Below are 17,552 nucleotides of genomic sequence, written 5' to 3'. Positions count from 1 at the left end.
CCAGATCATCCGATTTAACTCCGGTTATTTATACCCAAAATACAATAAATAACCCCGTTTGTATGAATCGAACGTACTACTTTTTGCGCATACCGCTGTTCGTGCTGACCTTGACGATATTCATCGGCTGGGCCAGCACAGCACAAGCTCAAACACGCACGCTGACTGGCCGGGTGCTTGATGCTACTCAAAATGATGGCCTTCCGGGCGCTAATGTTCTCTTGAAGGGTACCACCAACGGTACCACTACGGATGCGGATGGTAATTTTAGACTTAGTGTACCGAACGGAGCCGCTACGTTAGTTATCTCATCGGTGGGGTACGTAGCACAGGAAACGAAAATTGGTACTAGTACTACCATCACTGTTACGTTGGAGGCTGATACCCGATCACTCGATGAAGTGGTGGTGGTGGGATATGGTCAGAAAACGACGCGAAAATTGACCGAATCTATCGGAACAGTACAGGCGCGTGACATTATTAAACTACCTGTTTCCAGTCCGGAGGCTGCTATTCAGGGACGTGTATCGGGCGTTCAGATTACCAGTGTAGACGGAACGCCGGGCGCAGGAGTGGCCATTCGGATTCGGGGCGTCAGCACCGTTGGGAACAACCAGCCGCTATTTGTGGTCGACGGTGTGCCGATTGGTGATGGAACCAGCAACCAGATTAATCCGGCCGATGTTGAAAGTGTTTCGGTGTTGAAAGATGCTTCGTCGGCTTCAATCTATGGACTTCGGGCGGCTAATGGGGTTGTCCTTATCACCACAAAACGGGGAAAACAAGGCAAGCCGCGTGTGAGCTTTGATGCCTATAGCGGGGTACAAAACTTCCCTAATCAGTTGGATATGCTGACTACTCAGCAATACGTAGCACTGGCGACCGAATCCATTAACAACGCAAATACACAAGCAGGTCTTCAGCCGGGAAGTTCGGGTTATCTGGTGCTGGCCCCTGATTTACGACCCGGAAGCCCATACCTCAACATTGACAATAGCAAAGCCTGGCGCGATGCCGCTGTTAACAAGAATGCACCGGTTAGCAATTATAACGTATCGCTCTCGGGAGGAAACGATGTATCCAATTACTTCATCTCGCTGGGTTATTTTCAACAAGAGGCAATGGTGAATAAGTACGACCTGAGCCGCTATTCGTTTCGGGTCAACAGCGACCATAAAGTGGGAAGTCGGTTAAAGATTGGGCAAGCCTTAACGCTCACCTACAACCATATGTACCGGGGTTCTAACAATACCGGCGATGGATTTCTTTATGCTACGACGACGAATATGCCGCCAATCCTTAGTATTTACGATACGGATAAACGGGTTCCGGGTAACCGATATGGCTATACCGGCAATCTGAACGTAGCGGGCTTTGTCCGGCTCAACAATATTGGAATCAACGCCGTCACTGAGAATCACGATTATTCCTATCGTTTGTTGGGTAATATCTACGGTGAACTTGACATTATAAAAGGATTGAAATTTCGGTCGGTTGCGGCTTTGGATTTCTCAAATTCCCGGCAGAGTTACTGGCGACCCGGTTATACCGCTGCCGAATTGGGACAGGAACGGAATACGAATAATTATCAGGATGGTCGTGGCGAAGGTGTTCAGCAGGTATTTACCAATACACTCACTTACAACGGTCAATTCGGTGGTCATTCCATTAATGCAATCGCGGGTATGGAATATCAGGGAATCAAGAGTACTAACCTGAGCTACAGCGGAGCTAATTTCCAAAGTACCGATCCTAATTTCTATTCGAGCATTCAGAATCAGCAGGGTAACTCCAATGGGAATGGCGGATTTGCGTATAACAATGCGACTTCATCGTTAGGGCAAAAGGCTTACGCGTCAAGATTTGGTCGGTTAAGCTATGATTTCAAGGATACGTATCTGGTCACGCTGACGGCCCGCTACGATCAGTCGTCAAATTTTGCGCCCCAGAACCGGAGTAAGCTTTTTCCGGCGGCTTCGGCAGCCTGGCGCATTTCTAATGAGCCGTTTTTTAAGAACAAACTCAATTTCGTTACCGATCTGAAAGTGCGCGGTAGCTGGGGGCAGTTGGGTAACGACAAAATTGGTCTGGACTTCCCTTATCTGGCGCGTGTTCAGCAGGGGCCGTGGTACACGCTTGGTGTAGGGCAATCGTCGTTAAACGGAACGGGCATCCCAAATCTGGTGAACAGCGATCTTCGCTGGGAGATTAACGAAAGTACCGATGTGGGTTTCGATATGACCCTTTTCGGTCGCCTGAATCTGCTGGTTACGTATTACAACCGGAATACCAAGGATTTTCTCTACAGCCTACCCGTCAATACAACCTCTGGGTTCACGAGTATTCCGGTTAATCTGGGCCTGGTCAACAACCGGGGGCTGGAGTTTGAAACCACCTACAAAAAATCCTTCAAATCGGGCCTGACGATGGATTTCTTTGGCAACATAACTACGGTTAAAAATAGACTGGTTGCCTTGGCGCCTAATGTTCAGGAGTTTGCCAGTGGTAATTATCGCACGGCGGTTGGGTTTCCAATCGGATATTTCTATGGCTACAAAGCAACGGGCATCTACCAGAACCAGGAACAGGCCAACGCGGCTATTCCCGACGTAACGGTCAATAAGCAGAAACCGGTAGCGGGCGATATGATTTTTCAGGATAATAATGGACCTGGCACCAATGGACAGCAGTTTAGTGGTACTCCTGATGGTCAGATTACAACCGATGACCGGACCTATCTCGGCAAAACTATTCCAGACTTTTTCTATGGGTTTGGCGTCAATGCCAACTGGAAAGGGTTTGACCTGGCTGTCATGTTTCAGGGCATATCGGGCAACAGTATTTACAATGCCTACCGGGCTGCCAACGAAACGATGGCCGGTTCAGGTAGCAACCAGTTAGTAAACGTCCTTGGCCGATGGACGGGCGAAGGCACCAGCAACACCATCCCTCGGGCTACTGCCCGCGATCTAAATAGCAATAGCCGGTTTTCCAGTCGGTGGATTGAACCCGGTGGCTTTCTGCGTCTGAAAAATGTGCAGGTAGGCTATACCGTGCCGAAAGAATTACTGAACCGATTGAAAGTGGCACAGACCATCCGGGTATACGTAGCGGCCAGTAATCTGTTCAGAATCACCAAATACACAGGACTCGACCCAGAGGTGACCACCTTCAGCTCGCAATTGCAGGCCGGTACCGATAATGCGAACATACCTCAACCGCGCACATTGCAAATTGGGGCCAATCTTACTTTCTAAGCACAAATTTCCTATGCAACGATCCTATATTCTAACGCTTCTGACCTCTGTGCTAATAACCGGACTGTTTTCGCAATGTGAGAAGAAGCTTAATCTGGCTCCGCTTGGGGCACTCAATGAAGAAACCTATTACCAATCGACCGACGATTTTAAGGGGGCAGCGGTTCTGGCGTATTCAACCCTGCTGAATTATACGTATGAGCAATTCGATGCGGGCGGCTGGTTTAAAGGGACGGGTATGGTTGATGATGATCAGACAAGCCGGGTTAACAGCCCCGATAACATTGAGGAATTCAACTGGCGCTCGACCGATGGAACCTGGAGTGCACTTTGGTCTAATACGTATAAGGGCATTCAACGGGCCAATATCATCATCGAAAAACTGCCAATCGCCAGGAATGTTCCCGACTCTACCAAGAAGAGGTTCGACGCGGAGGCTCGTTTTCTGCGTGGCTACTTTAACTTCTTTTTGGCTATCAACTGGGGGAATGCGCCACTCGTTACGTCCACTGCCCGCACACTGGAGCAGACACGCACGGGTAATTCGCAGCCGGGTGAGTTATGGGATGCCGCAATCGCTGATCTGAAACTGGCGAAAGCTGGATTACCAGCCAAATGGGACGATGCCAATAAGGGCCGGGCAACCAGCGGGGCGGCTTCAGCCATGCTGGGCAAACTGTTACTTTTTCGTGCCCAATGGGAAAAGAAATCCGCACTCTATACCGAAGCCGCGGCTGAGTTTCAGGGGCTGGTAGGTAAGTATTCGCTGGTGAAAAACTACCTGGACAATTTTACACCGGCAACGGAAAATAATGCGGAGTCTGTTTTTGAAATTCAAATGGGCATTGGTGGCGTGAATCCCTGGCTTCCGGCCGATTTCGTATTCTCGAACGGGGCTGCTGCTGGCACAGGAAGGCTTATTTACTACCGGGCGGCCTGTGGCCCGAACAATGTCTGTGCACCGGGAGCTGGCGGAACAGGTTATGGACAGATTGAGGTCACGGCAGGCCTTCAGAAAGAGTTTGAATCGGGTGATCCGCGCCGACAAGCTACCTTGTTTCTGGATGGCGATCCGTATGATACGGGCACCAATATTGATGGCTCTCAGAAATGGGTGTTTAATAAAAACTGGACAATCACTGGGTCAACGCCCGCCAAATACGTTCGCAAAGACGTTAACATCGACTATCGCTCGGCATTGAGTGTCAATAACCTGCGGACGATCCGCTACGCCGATGTTCTCCTGATGCTGGCTGAGTGTAAATTGTTGGGTTCGAAAGATTATGCCGGTGCTGTAGCACTGATCAATCAGGTTCGCCAACGCGCCGATGCAACGGGCAAAGTGCTTCCTAACGTAGCTGTTGGTAATGATGCCGAAGTATTTAAAGCGCTGATGCACGAGCGACGCGTGGAGCTTGCTTTGGAAGATCACCGCTACGACGATCTTGTTCGCTGGCACCGGGCAGGCTTAATTAATATCAAAACGGATATTGATTTTGGTCGTACAACCACCAATACAAACTGGGCAGAGAAGAATCTGCTGAAACCCGTTCCGCAAAGTGAGCGCGATCTGAATCCGAGTATTGTACAGAATCCGGGTTTTTAATCTGATAAAAGGTTCCAGCAATGTTGATGGTGTCAGATTCTTAAATCTAACACCATCAACATTGCTACGTTTCGATTAGGTTTAATGTGAGCGCAAGGCGTAACAGACAAAACTTTGATCTGTTGGCTTAATTGATTGATTAATTGGTCGTTTGCCGAATTTGTCCAGTCATTTGCCGAATACGTACTACCTGCATGGGAGCAAGAAAGAAGACATTTGTATCACTTTACCAAGATTAATTTAAACACTGTGATTGGTAAAGCATGGAATGCCCGTCCGATAAAGTGGCTCAGGAAAAGCTGGCATCAGTTCGGAAGAGTTCCATTAATTAAGCCAAAAATTCTTCTCTGGTTGGAGCCGTTGACACTTTTGGTGCTCTTCGGATTATTACTGGGGCTGGTCTGGTTGGTTTTGTCGTGATACAACTTCCTATTCCTAATTCTATGAAAGAAACGTTACCAATAACCAATCGGCAGCGATCACCAAAGTATTTGCAAGTTGTTGAAGCTGTGATCAGCGATATTGAAGGCGGTTCACTACGTATTGGAGATCGTTTACCATCCATCAACGATGCCTGTACGGACTGGTATCTCTCGAAAGACTCTGTCAAGCGAGCCTATGATACGCTTTCGCAACTCGGTTTGATTACGTCTGTATATCGAAAAGGATACTTTATTGCGGGTAAATCCAACCGCCGTGTACAACGGGTTTTGATCGTTACCGGCCAGTTGACGGAAAGCGTCAAGCAGCTCCACGACGCCATTGTTCGGCAGGTGGGCGAAAAAGCGCTCATCGATATTTGTACCTATAATTATCGGCAGGATTTGCTCGGGCAATTGATTGATAAGCACCTCGGCAACTATCATTATTTCCTGCTCATGCCGCATCTGGTCGAAACCAGTCCCACGTCTATTCAATGTCTTAACAACCTGCCTGGTAATCAGTTGATTCTGGTTGGTAGTCAGTGGCGTAACTTGATTTCGCATGGGCATCAGATTTATTACGGAGGCCAGAAAGAATTTTACGATGCGCTGGAAAGTCAGTTAACGGTTTTGCGGAAATACAATCAGTTGAATCTGGTGCTGCCGAATCTTGATTTCTTTGAAGCCGATTACATACAGGCGTTCCAGCAGTTTTGTACCCGTCATGATTTCAATTTTCAACTACTCGACGAACTCACCGAAGCGGATATTTGCCTGCATCAGGCCTACTTCGTAACAGACAGTACCGACCTGGTTACGCTGATGGATTACAGCCAGCAGTATTCAATCCAACTTGGTCAGGATCTGGGGGTTGTCAGTTTCTCCGAAAATGAATATACGCGATTTTTGGCCGGTGGGGTGTCGGTGATTTCGCATCCGTCGGCCGAGGTAGGCCGGTTGGTGGCACAAATAGTCGTTGGACAATCGGGCTCCTGTCAGCCGACTTACTCGCTTCCCCTTCAATTACAATTCCGGGCTTCCTGCTAGATTAAATTTATGGTTTACTTTTCGTGGTATCAGGTCCGGTGGTTACTCATCGGCCTGGTTGGATTGCTTGGGAGTTGTACGCCTGAGGAGAAACTATTTGTCCAGCGTAATTCATCCGATACCGGTATTACGTTTGCTAATCGACTGACAGAGAACGATTCTGTGAATGTGCTCTCGTTCGAATACATGTATAATGGTGCGGGCGTCGGCGTTGGCGATTTCAATAAAGATGGTTTGGCTGATGTCTATTTTGCCGGCAATCAGGTATCAAGTCGGCTATATTTGAATCGAGGTGATTTTCATTTTCAGGACGTAACGCAATCGTCAGGCACCGGCACTAATGTCTGGTGTACAGGTGTCAGTGTGGCCGACGTAAATCAGGATGGCTGGCCTGATATTTACGTAAGCGTAGCGGGTCCAACGAAGGATATTGCCAAGCGGACGAATAAGCTATTCATTAACAATGGCTTACAGCCGGGTGGTACGCCAACGTTCACGGAACGAGCCGCAGAATACGGACTTAACGACACGGGTTATAGCACACAAGCGGCTTTTTTCGATTATGACCGTGATGGCGATCTGGATTGTTATTTACTTACCAACGCCCTCGAAACAACGAATCGCAATACGCTACGTCCCAAACGGCTCGATGGTGAAGCGTCCAGTACGGATCGGCTTTACCGAAACGATGGTTTTGCGCCCGGTTCGACATCACCTCATTTTGTCAACGTATCACGAGAAATGGGTATTCTGGCTGAAGGCTATGGATTGGGTCTGTGTGTCAGCGATCTGGATGATAACGGTTGGCCCGATGTGTATTGCGCCAATGACTTTTTGTCGAACGATCTGGTGTGGCTCAACAAACCCGGAACTGGGAAACCGGCCTTTTCCGATCAGGCTGCTACGTTGCTAAAACATCAGACTCATAACGGCATGGGTGTCGATATTGCCGATATCAACAATGATGCATTGCCCGACATCGTCGTACTTGATATGTTGCCTGCTGACAATTACCGGCAAAAAATGATGCTGCCCGGTTCGAATTATAATCGCTTTCAGATGGAGCAGGAACTTGGTTATCAGCCTCAGTATATGCGTAATACGTTGCAACTGAACCGGGGGATGAGTGAAATAAATGGCAACCCGACCGTAAGTTTTAGCGAGATTGGTCAGTTAGCGGAAATCGAAAAAACGGACTGGAGCTGGGCACCACTGCTGGCTGACCTCGACAACGACGGTTGGAAAGATTTGTACATCACAAATGGCTATCGACGCGACGTTACCAACCTCGATTTTATCGTATTCAATCACGAGCAAGCGTCATTCGGAACGCCGGAAGCACAATGGAAACAAACAAAAGATGAGTTATACCGTCTGCCGGATGTAAAGATTCCGAAATATGCGTACCGGAATCAGGGCGGGAATCCGAAGGCATCGCTGACTTTTGAAGATGTTTCCGAAAGCTGGGGGCTTAACCAGATTGGTTATTCAAACGGTGCGGCCTATGCCGATTTCGATAACGACGGCGATCTGGATTTAGTTACCAATAATATTGACGACGAGGCATTTGTGCTTGAAAATCGGCTTAACCAACGTAGTGCCGAAAAAGGAAAGGAGCATCACTGGCTTCGACTGACTATTGCTCCCTCATCGGAATTACCCGTTACCATTGGCACTAAAGTATGGTTATATGCCAATGGTCAACAGCAAATGCAGGAGCTTTCACCCGTTCGCGGATTTGTGTCAACCGTCGAAAATGTAATTCATTTTGGTCTTGGAGCCGCCAGCCATTTCGATTCGCTGGTGATACGTTATCCGAATGGGCAAAAACAAATTCTTTGGCAGGGAAAGGCTGACCAGATGCTTTCCATTCCGTACAAACCGGAAGGTATATGGACAAGTCTAGCCGTAAAACCTCCGCTTTTATTTACGGAAATCGCTGCTACACAAAGTGGCCTGATGGTAACTCATCGGGAAAATTCAGTTGTCGATTTCAACCGAACACCTTTGTTACCGCATCAATATTCAAAAAATGGACCCTGTCTGACAGTTAGCGACATCAATGGCGATCATCTCGACGATTTTTTCATGGGGAACGACTACGGTAACCTGTCAAGCATCTACATACAGCAGGCTAATGGTCAGTTTGTACTTGCTACGTTACCCGGAAGTGATACTTTTGAGGATATGGGGGCGGTCTTTTTCGATGCCGATGGGGATGGTGATCAGGATCTATACGTAGTGAGTGGGGGAAGCCACGAAGAAGGATTATCGGCTGCTTATCAGGACCGTCTTTATCTTAATGATGGAGCGAGCAAACCCAATTTTCGACTTGCTACGTTGGCTTTGCCCGCTACCCGATCCAGCGGGTCGTGCGTTACGGTCTGCGATTTTGACGGCGATGGCGATCTGGACTTGTTTCGGGGAGGACGTATCATTCCCAGTCAGTACCCTAAACCGGCCGATAGCTATTTGCTACGTAATGACGGCAACGTATCGACTGGGCCACGATTTACGGACGTAACGGATCAATTGGCTCCCGGTCTACGTCACGCTGGTTTAATAACGGCCGCGCTCTGGACAGATACCGACAACGACCACCGAACCGACCTGATGCTGGTAGGCGAATGGATGACGCCAATGTTGTTTCATAATGAAGGCGGTCGGTTGATAATGCAAAACGTAGACGGACTGGATAAGGCATCGGGGTGGTGGTGTTCGTTGCTGGCGCGAGATTTTGACGGCGATGGCGACATGGATTTTGTGGCGGGTAATCTAGGTTTAAACTGTAAATTTCGAGCATCACAAACGGAGCCGGTACGTGTGTTCGCGGAAGATTTCGATAACAACGGGCGGCTTGATCCAATTCTGACCTTTTACCTGAATCATGAACATGTTCCGGTAGCACAACGCGACGTATTGATGGTTCAGATTCCGTCTATCAAAAAACGGTTCCCCACCTTTCATGACTATGCCAGCCACCAGTTCGAAGACTTGTTTACGGAGGATGAACGGAAGGCTGCTTACGTTCGGGAAGCGCAACAGATGGCCAGTTGCTATATCGAGAATAAGGGCAAAGCCGGTTTTGTTGTTCATCAGCTACCGATTGAAGCCCAAATGGCTCCGATTTACGGTATTCAAGCTCACGATTTTACGGGCGATGGCCGACTTGATTTACTAGTTGTTGGTAATTTTTATGGAGCCGAAACCATTGGCGGACAGCAGGATGCGGGGAAAGGGCTGTTACTGGCTGGCGACGGTGCCGGGCATTTTAAAACGGTCCCAACTACGGGCCTAACAATTGACAAAGATGCCAAGGCGCTCGCTCCGCTTCGGCGTAAAGATGGTTCCGTCTGGTGGCTGGTAGCGAATAATAATGGACCGTTGCAAGTGTGGCAACCTAGTCAGGTTCAATGAATTTTGGGTGCTTACTCCAGCCCCTAACTTTACTCTAATCTTATAAGGATTTGATTTTACCACCCCCTGCCCCCTCCTAAAACAGGAGGGGGTGAGCAAAAAAGGGTAGTTTCTCCTGTTTTAGGAGGGGGCAGGGGTGGTAAATAGCCGAAAACAAAACAGTTATGCGGAAGGTTGGCGAACGCATCTTATAACCTTACGCTTTCATAACGTCGCCCTTGTCTGGCTGGGATTTACTGGACTGAACGTATTCGCCTGGCGAAACGCCAAATTCTTTACGAAAGACGCGGATGAAATAATTGGGATCGTTGAAGCCAACCAGATACGCTACTTCAGCCACCTGCCGTCCGCCCGAACGCAACCACTGCCGTGCCCGTTCCAGCCGGATGCTGCGGATAAGTTCGTTTCCGCCTTTTCCAGTCAACGCCCTGAGCTTGCGATACAGTTGAGTGTTGCTCATACCCAGTTCGCGTTCAAGTCGTTGCACATCTAAATCAGGGTCGGTGATGTGCGTTTCGATGAGCGAAAGCACTTTTTTGAGAAACTGCTCTTCGGCGGATTCAATCGGAAGATCGGACGGTTGCAGGTAAATCATACGGCCATATTTCTCGCGTAACTGCTGCCGACTTTGAATCAGGTTTTTCGCTCTTGTTCGGAGTAAGTCTATGTTGAATGGCTTCGTTACGTAATCATCGGCACCAATACTCAATCCCTGTAACTTACTTTCCGTACTCGATTTTGACGTCAGTAAAATGAGCGGAACATGACTGGTTTTCTCGTTGGTTTTAATAGCCTCGCATAACTGAACTCCATCCATGTCCGGCATCAGCCAATCACTCACAATCAGGTCCGGAATTTCTTTTTCGGCCTGTTCCAACGCTTCGTTGCCGTTCGTGGCTTGTAAAACCCGGTAGCTTTGACTAAAACAATCGCTTAAATAATGACGCAAATCGTCATGATCCTCTACAAGTAACACCAGCGGTAGATCCTTTGACTTGTTTATGACTGGCGTTTCTTCGGATGTTGTCTCTAACCAGGTGGTGGGTTTATCGGGCACCGTTGCTACGTCTACCGGACGAATCGACAGCCAGTCGGCGGGGAAAGCCGTTTCATATACTGGTAGCCTGACCGTAAACACCGTACCAACGCCGGGCTGGCTTTCGACCTGAATGCTACCCCGATGTAGTTCGACCAATTCGCGTGTTAGGGCCAGACCGATGCCTGTGCCTGCTTTTTTGAGCTGATGCTGCCCATTTACCTGATAAAACCGATCAAAAATATGGGCGATGTGGTCAGCCGAAATACCAATGCCAGTATCTTCTACTTCCAGCAACAACTCGGGTAAATCACGTTCATTAACGACCCGACAGCGAATGGTAACGGTGCCTCCTTCTGCGGTGAATTTCAGGGCATTTGCCAGTAGGTTATACAGTATTTTTTCGACGATGTCGGGGTCGAAGAAGGCGGAGAACGTAGTGAGATCAGTCTCAACTGTTAGCGTTACGCCTTGCTGTACAGCAATCGGTTGAAAGGAATCTACCACCCGCCGAATGAACTCCAGTATGTCCTGCCGGTTGATGTCGGGACGTAGCAAGCCTGATTCCAGTTTCGACAGATCAAGCAACTGATTAATGAGCCGCAAAAGCCGGTTCGCATTCTGGTGCATAGTCTTAAACCAAAGCCGTCGGGGGTCGGGTGTTCGGTCAGATAAGAACTGCTCTAATGGGGTTAAGATGAGTGTTAAGGGTGTACGGAACTCGTGTGAAATGTTGGTGAAAAAGCCCGAACGTAACCGGTCCAGTTCGCGGGCTTTTTCGGTTTCAATGTGCTCGATACGTAGTTCTGTCTTATAACTCTCCCGAATCTGGATGATTCGGCGAATGAGTAGTAACAGGAAAGCCACCAATGCAGCGTATAACAAATAAGCCCAATAAGTGCGATACCAGGGAGGAAGTACGATGAGCTGAAGCGTGGTTTCGGATGCCGTTGTGAAATCATCGGAGGGGGCGGCTTTTACGCGAAATAAATACGTACCCGGATCAAGATTGGTGTACGTTGCCGATTGTTGAGGCCCAACGAAGTTCCAGGCCTTTTCAAAACCATCCAGGCGATAAGCATACCGAATGTTCCGGTGCGATTGAAACACCACAGAGGTAAAATCGAACGTCATGACGGTCTGATCGTACCGCAGCGTGATGGACTTCGTTTCAGGCAGGCTACGAGTTAATGGAGAATCAGCAGCCCCCGGAACCACAACGCGGTTGAAGAGTTTCATTCCAGTGATATAAACCGGAAATGGTTGGGAGTTCTCCTCAAAACGAACGGGATTGAAAACCGTCAAACCGTATTTCCCACCCCAGAAAAGCGTACCGTCCGGGCTTTGACTAACGGCTTTTTCCGTAAAATCATTGCCTGGTAATCCGTCGCTTTTGTGATACGTTCGCACTACGTGTCCAGCTTCATTTAGCTGACAAAGGCCGTCGTTTGTGGCCACCCATATATTGCCTCTGCGGTCCTGGCTGAGGCTCATGATTGCGTCATTTGATAAACCGTTGTCGGTTGAAATCAACTCAAAACGCTGCTTATCGGAATTGAACAGGTGCAAACCGCCCCGTGTTCCAACCCAAAGACGGTGCTTTCGATCTTCCAGCAGGCAGGTCACGTGGCTATCATCCAGTCCATCAGACAAGCTAAAACGATGCCGGAGAATCTGGCCCGTTTGTCTGCGCCATTCAATCAATCCTCGCCCCAATGTTCCAATCCAAAGGGTGCTGTCAGACCCTTCCAAAAGTGTTCTGAAGGAATTCTGGGTACGTATAAATCCTTTTGCTGGCTCGATCTGCCAGGTTTTAGTGTCTAATTGCCAGAGTGTTCCCCGATTGGTTGCAATCCAGGCTTTGTGAGAACCGGTCGGAAGAACAGTATGAACCTGCTCCGGATGTAATTGCGTTAGGTGGCGCAAAACCCGACCTGTCTCGGTGTCTACAACATCAGTGCCTTTATTCCAGATACTGACCAACAAGACCCGATCTGAGAGGCTGTTGAGGAACGTAACGTCGTTTCCTGTCAGCGAAGCAGGGTCGCCGGGCCTATGCTTAAAATGGCGATAGGTGTTTGTTTTTCGGTTTAAATACGTGAGTCCCTGCGTACTTCCTATCCAGACATTGCCTTGTTTATCAGCGGATACCGATGAGATTTGGGGTGTCATCAGGCTGTTGGGTTGCCCGATCTGGTGGGTATATTGCTCAAATAAGCCGGGATGGGCAAACAATACGTTGAGGCCACCTTCCCACGTTCCCATCCAGATATTCCCCTGTTTATCGCCCCGAACGCATAGAATGGCGTGGGTACTGAGGCTATTGCGCACGATTGGTTCTGCCCGGTAGTGTACTGGTGTACCGAAATCTGCCTGTGCCGATACCAGTATACCATCATCTGTACCCAACCAGTACGTTCCTTTAGCATCTTCGTATAAACTCCGGGCGAAATTTACCCCCTCAATCGTTCCTTCCCGATAATAAATCGATGCGAATGAATCGGGTGTGCGGTTATACCGAAACAACCCCCAGCCCTGCGTTCCTGCCAGTAGCTGTCCCCTGCTATCGCAAAGTAGCGTCACAACATTTCCAGTAGAAACGGTATTTCGGATTGGTACCTGATACGTTTGCACTTGATAATCAGATAGCCGCATTTTTACCAGCACACCGGCTTCGTAGCCGATCCATACGTTGCCCTCATGATCGGGACAAACGGTAAACGGGCGTGTTTTGGGCAAGTGATAGTTATCTGCCGATAGCTGGCTAACCTCGCGTGTTGCCGGATTAATCCGGAGAAGTCCCAACTCATTCGTTGTTGCCCAGATTTTGCCCGATCCGTCCTGTACCAGATCTGTAATAGTAGCTGTCGACATATCGACGCCGGTTGACGTTCGGACTAAATGGTCAAAATGGATGCCTGTGCTGTCCAGTTGTGATAAACCTCCGGAGCGGGTACCCACCCACAGCCGATTCTGTTTGTCTTCAAAAAGACAGGTTATTTCATTGCTTCTCAGGCTTCTGGGGTCTCGCTGAGAGCGACGGAATACCTGAAAGCTCTGGCCATCATAACGGTTAAGTCCGTCGGCAGTTGCCAGCCATAGAAACCCTTTCTGATCTTGTACTAAGTCATGAATGGTGCTGTGAGATAGCCCATCGCCAGTATTGAGTAATTGAAATTTAGCCTGTGCCAAACAGAGCGTTCCTGTGAAAATTAACAGGATTAGAAAATAAACACACCGCATGACTGAAAGGTAAAATGTATACGCTTAAAAATACAGGCTTTCTGCCAGACGTAACAGCTTATTTTACGGATCTTAATTAAATAGTATAACGCAATGATTCAATAGATAAGTCAACTAGTAACGATTTTGAAGCCGACCCCCTTAAGCCCATTCTGGAAGATAGTTGATCGAAAAAGTCGTACTATTAACCTGAATACCGCCTTGCAAATGATGAATCTGAACTTGCCAATAGGTAGCGGTCATTAGTTACGTACTACTTACACCTGATTCAGGCAACCTGGGCCACCACCTTCGATTCGTCGGAAATAGGCGTCTGGTTGTATACACCTACGTTATAACACTAAATAAAAGTGTTCGTAACCCGGTTGGCATACTATTTGTTTGATTTTTTTGTATTATTTTTGAAGAAACTTTACCTGCTGTATTTGTGAAAAAGGCGGTTTCAATAGGTCTCTTTGGCTTACTCCTCTACCACTCGCTGGCCTATGTGCTGGTGTTTGTCGGTACGTGGTGGCAGGCCGAACACGACCTTTCGGAACGGCTTTTGGTTTACCGCTCCGTCGATAGCATCGTTGAGTTTCAGATTCCGCTTAAAGACAAACCCGACGCGAATTCCATTGCCAGCACTACGTCGGATGGTTTTACGTATCGGGGGCAGTATTACTCGGTTGTGAGCATGACCATTCAGGGCGATACGCTGCATATTGCCGGCCTTCAGTCGGAGAGCCGCTCGTTTTGGCAAAGTGATCTGCTGTCGTTTCTGAATAAGCATATTACCGGCGCTACCGATTCGAAAAATAAAGCGAATCAACTCCTGAAATTCCTGTTAAAAGAATATTCGCCTAATCCGCGAACCGTTTTTTGTTTTCTCTCTCCTGACTGGCGCGAGGCTGTTCGGATTCCAGACGTACTGTTTGTGATTGCCGCCCGTGCCCTTCCTGTTCATTCGCCCCCTCCCGAAGTCTGATTGGATTGGCCAATCGTGTGCTACGTATCTGTTTCGCTAAAAGCGTCTCGTTGATGCTGCTTTGTCATGTGGTTGATAAAACTATATGAGGAAATGTATTCGATCTCTTTTAGCTCCCGAACAGTTCCGTACAGTTGATTTCAACGCGTTTATTGGGTTAAGATATCGCCTTGTGCGCTGTCGTGCTACGTTTTGGTGATGTACCGAATGCGTTGATATACCGTAACGTATTGGATTCTTCCTGGCACCTACGATTTACTACGTATCGAAATCTATTTCTGGCGACGTACCGGATTCGGAATTATTCACGCTTGTTAAGTGAATAAAGTCGTGCTCTGTCTGTATCTGAAATCATTTTGCTACGTATTGGCTCCTGTTTAGCTGGTCGCTTTTCGACCAATTATCTACCTATTCAATTTCCAATTCAGACATTCTTATGAAATCGATTTTTACCGTCGCTTTTGCGATTGCCTATACTTTATTTTCAACGACAGACGTATCGGCGCAGGGCTGTGTAGCGGTTCGACATATGAGCAGTGCGGCTCCGGGTGCTACGTCGGCCGATTTCTTCAAACAACGTAGCGGCCATTGGCAGGTATCGGCAGGATATCGTTATTTTCGCTCATTTCGGCACTATAAAGGCGACGTAGAACAGCATGAGCGGCTCGAACAGAATACGGAAGTAATCAATATTTCGCACGCGCTCGATTTGGGACTTACCTATATGGTGAACCCACGCCTGTCGTTTTCGGTAAACCTGCCAATTCAGTACAACGACCGTTCATCGCTGTATGAGCACTACGGTAATGCGGTAGCTCAGAATCCGCAACAGAAGCGGTTTCATACAGGCTCACAGGGTATTGGCGATGTGCGGATTTCAGGAAGCTATTGGCTAATCAATCCGGTTAAATTACCTAAAGCTAATCTGGCTATTGGCGCAGGAGTAAAACTCCCTACTGGCGATTACGGTGTAAAAGGTGATTTCCACAAACTGACAAAAGAAGGTAACGACTACGTAGTGAATAAGCCTGTCGATCAGTCGATTCAGCTTGGTGATGGTGGCGTGGGAGCGAGTATTGAGCTGCAAGGATATGTGCAATTGACCAGCACATTGACGGCTTATGCAAATGGTTTCTACCTGTTCAACCCACGCGAAACAAACGGCGTAGTACGTAACCCAGAAGCGACAACGATTGACCTGGTAACTGGTTCGTTTTCAGTAGCTGATCAGTTTGCTGCTCGGGTAGGACTTGCTCAGTCGATCAAAGCAATTCCGGGCTTTTCAGTTATGCTGGGCGGTCGGGTAGAGGGCGTTCCGTCTACCGATGCGTTTGGTGGCAGTTCGGGTTTCCGTCGTCCGGGCTATATCGTATCGGTTGAGCCGGGCGTATCGTATATGCGTAACAAAACCTCAATTGCCGCTACGGTACCTGTGGCACTCTATCGTAACCGGATTAAAAGTTATTCCGACAAACTCGATCCATTAGGCGTTCGTCATGGCGATGCGGCCTTTGCCGATTACCTGATTTCGGTTAACGTATCGCGCTGGTTCTAATTTTTTTGCTTCTCAATTGTCGGGATTATGGGATTTCGGACGATTGATAAACCTGCTGTAACATATCCCGACAACTCCTTTAACGGAACTGTACACCTATGAAAACAAATTTAAAAAGTCTGGCCATTGCGTTTCTAATGGCTCCGTTTGCTGCTCAGGCGCAAATGCCGCACGATGCCATTTACATGAACAAAGGTCAGGTTTGTGTGGCCGCTATGTATGGGCATAGCTCCTGGAATCAGTACTGGGAAAACACGCTCAAACGAGAAAATTTAAACATCGGTACGCATACCACACAAAGCGTAATGGTGATGCCCGCCATCGGAATCAGCAAGCGGGTAAATGTTATTTTAAGTCTTCCCTATGTCTGGACGAGCACGAGCGCTGGTAATTTGCTGGGACAGAAGGGTGTACAGGATATTTCGGCCTGGCTGAAAGTGAACGCGTTTCAGGCTGGTGATTTTTCGCTGCATGGCGTACTGGGCGGCTCAATTCCCGTTGGCAACTACGTACCGGATTTCCTGCCGATGTCGATTGGGCTTCAGTGCCGTACCGTAACAGGTCGGGTTATTGCCAATTATAAAGAGCGTAAAACAGGAATTTATCTGACAGCGCACGGAAGTTATGGCTGGCGGAGCAAGATTAAAGTTGACCGCGATTCGTATCTGGATGGTGATCGGGTTTATAATACGCATGAAGTAAGCGTTCCAAACACTTACGATGCTGGTATTCGGCTGGGTGTGCTACGTAAAGGCTGGCAGACGGAAGTCTGGGCCGAACGTAACAACTGCTTAAGTGGCGACAATATCCGCCGGAACGATATGCCTTTCCCGACCAACAACATGCAGGCTACGTCGGTAGGTTGGTACGGTAAAGTACAGCCGCGCAACATCGGCGTTAATGCCCGTATCGGATACGTAGTAGACGGGCTGAATGTGGGCCAGAGCACGAGCTATATGGTCGGGCTGCTTTATCAAATCAATTTCAAAAAATAAGCGAAAC

General features: G+C 48.3%; 8 protein-coding genes. 7 read left to right on the top strand and 1 reads right to left on the bottom strand.

Translation table 11 applies throughout. The features are described from left to right. The first annotated feature begins 62 nt into the window (after positions 1 to 62). The 4 genes from ACYVD4_RS01665 (at position 63) to ACYVD4_RS01650 (ending at position 9,749) form a co-directional block, all read left to right on the top strand. Positions 63 to 3,257, top strand: a complete 3,195-nt coding sequence (locus ACYVD4_RS01665) for a SusC/RagA family TonB-linked outer membrane protein (RefSeq protein ID WP_460941877.1) — start codon at positions 63 to 65, stop codon at positions 3,255 to 3,257. Between the two features lie 13 nt (positions 3,258 to 3,270). Next, positions 3,271 to 4,863: a RagB/SusD family nutrient uptake outer membrane protein gene (locus tag ACYVD4_RS01660; protein ID WP_460941876.1), complete on the top strand. Its 1,593-nt coding sequence runs from the start codon at positions 3,271 to 3,273 to the stop codon at positions 4,861 to 4,863. Positions 4,864 to 5,306: 443 nt separating this feature from the next. Beyond that, complete coding sequence (locus ACYVD4_RS01655; protein WP_460941875.1) at positions 5,307 to 6,332, top strand: GntR family transcriptional regulator; 1,026 nt, start codon at positions 5,307 to 5,309, stop codon at positions 6,330 to 6,332. A 9-nt stretch (positions 6,333 to 6,341) separates the two neighbouring features. After that, on the top strand, positions 6,342 to 9,749 hold the full coding sequence (locus tag ACYVD4_RS01650) for a CRTAC1 family protein (RefSeq protein ID WP_460941874.1): 3,408 nt from the start codon (positions 6,342 to 6,344) through the stop codon (positions 9,747 to 9,749). 196 nt (positions 9,750 to 9,945) lie between these two features. Here the strand turns inward: ACYVD4_RS01650 and ACYVD4_RS01645 are convergent, their stop codons facing one another. Beyond that, a complete protein-coding gene (locus tag ACYVD4_RS01645; protein ID WP_460941873.1) occupies positions 9,946 to 14,028 on the bottom strand; it encodes a hybrid sensor histidine kinase/response regulator transcription factor in 4,083 nt (1,360 codons plus the stop codon). A gap of 427 nt (positions 14,029 to 14,455) precedes the next feature. Here ACYVD4_RS01645 and ACYVD4_RS01640 point away from each other — a divergent pair, with 427 nt between their 5' ends. The 3 genes from ACYVD4_RS01640 (at position 14,456) to ACYVD4_RS01630 (ending at position 17,545) form a co-directional block, all read left to right on the top strand. Beyond that, complete coding sequence (locus ACYVD4_RS01640; protein ID WP_460941872.1) at positions 14,456 to 14,995, top strand: hypothetical protein; 540 nt, start codon at positions 14,456 to 14,458, stop codon at positions 14,993 to 14,995. Positions 14,996 to 15,431: 436 nt separating this feature from the next. Further along, positions 15,432 to 16,550: a hypothetical protein gene (locus ACYVD4_RS01635; RefSeq protein ID WP_460941871.1), complete on the top strand. Its 1,119-nt coding sequence runs from the start codon at positions 15,432 to 15,434 to the stop codon at positions 16,548 to 16,550. Positions 16,551 to 16,648: 98 nt separating this feature from the next. Next, complete coding sequence (locus ACYVD4_RS01630; RefSeq protein WP_460941870.1) at positions 16,649 to 17,545, top strand: hypothetical protein; 897 nt, start codon at positions 16,649 to 16,651, stop codon at positions 17,543 to 17,545. Positions 17,546 to 17,552 lie beyond the last annotated feature (7 nt).

This window comes from Spirosoma daeguense, assembly GCF_054776875.1.
The sequence above is the reverse complement of the archived record's forward strand: the minus strand, read 5'-3'. Positions and strand labels throughout refer to the sequence as shown.

What these genes read in the sequence shown, in the direction of transcription:
- ACYVD4_RS01665 (WP_460941877.1), top strand. Translation starts at nt 63, where the DNA reads ATGAATCGAACGTACTACTTTTTGCGCATACCGCTGTTCGTGCTGACC.
- ACYVD4_RS01660 (WP_460941876.1), top strand. Translation starts at nt 3,271, where the DNA reads ATGCAACGATCCTATATTCTAACGCTTCTGACCTCTGTGCTAATAACC.
- ACYVD4_RS01655 (WP_460941875.1), top strand. Translation starts at nt 5,307, where the DNA reads ATGAAAGAAACGTTACCAATAACCAATCGGCAGCGATCACCAAAGTAT.
- ACYVD4_RS01650 (WP_460941874.1), top strand. Translation starts at nt 6,342, where the DNA reads ATGGTTTACTTTTCGTGGTATCAGGTCCGGTGGTTACTCATCGGCCTG.
- ACYVD4_RS01645 (WP_460941873.1), bottom strand. Translation starts at nt 14,028, where the DNA reads ATGCGGTGTGTTTATTTTCTAATCCTGTTAATTTTCACAGGAACGCTC.
- ACYVD4_RS01635 (WP_460941871.1), top strand. Translation starts at nt 15,432, where the DNA reads ATGAAATCGATTTTTACCGTCGCTTTTGCGATTGCCTATACTTTATTT.
- ACYVD4_RS01630 (WP_460941870.1), top strand. Translation starts at nt 16,649, where the DNA reads ATGAAAACAAATTTAAAAAGTCTGGCCATTGCGTTTCTAATGGCTCCG.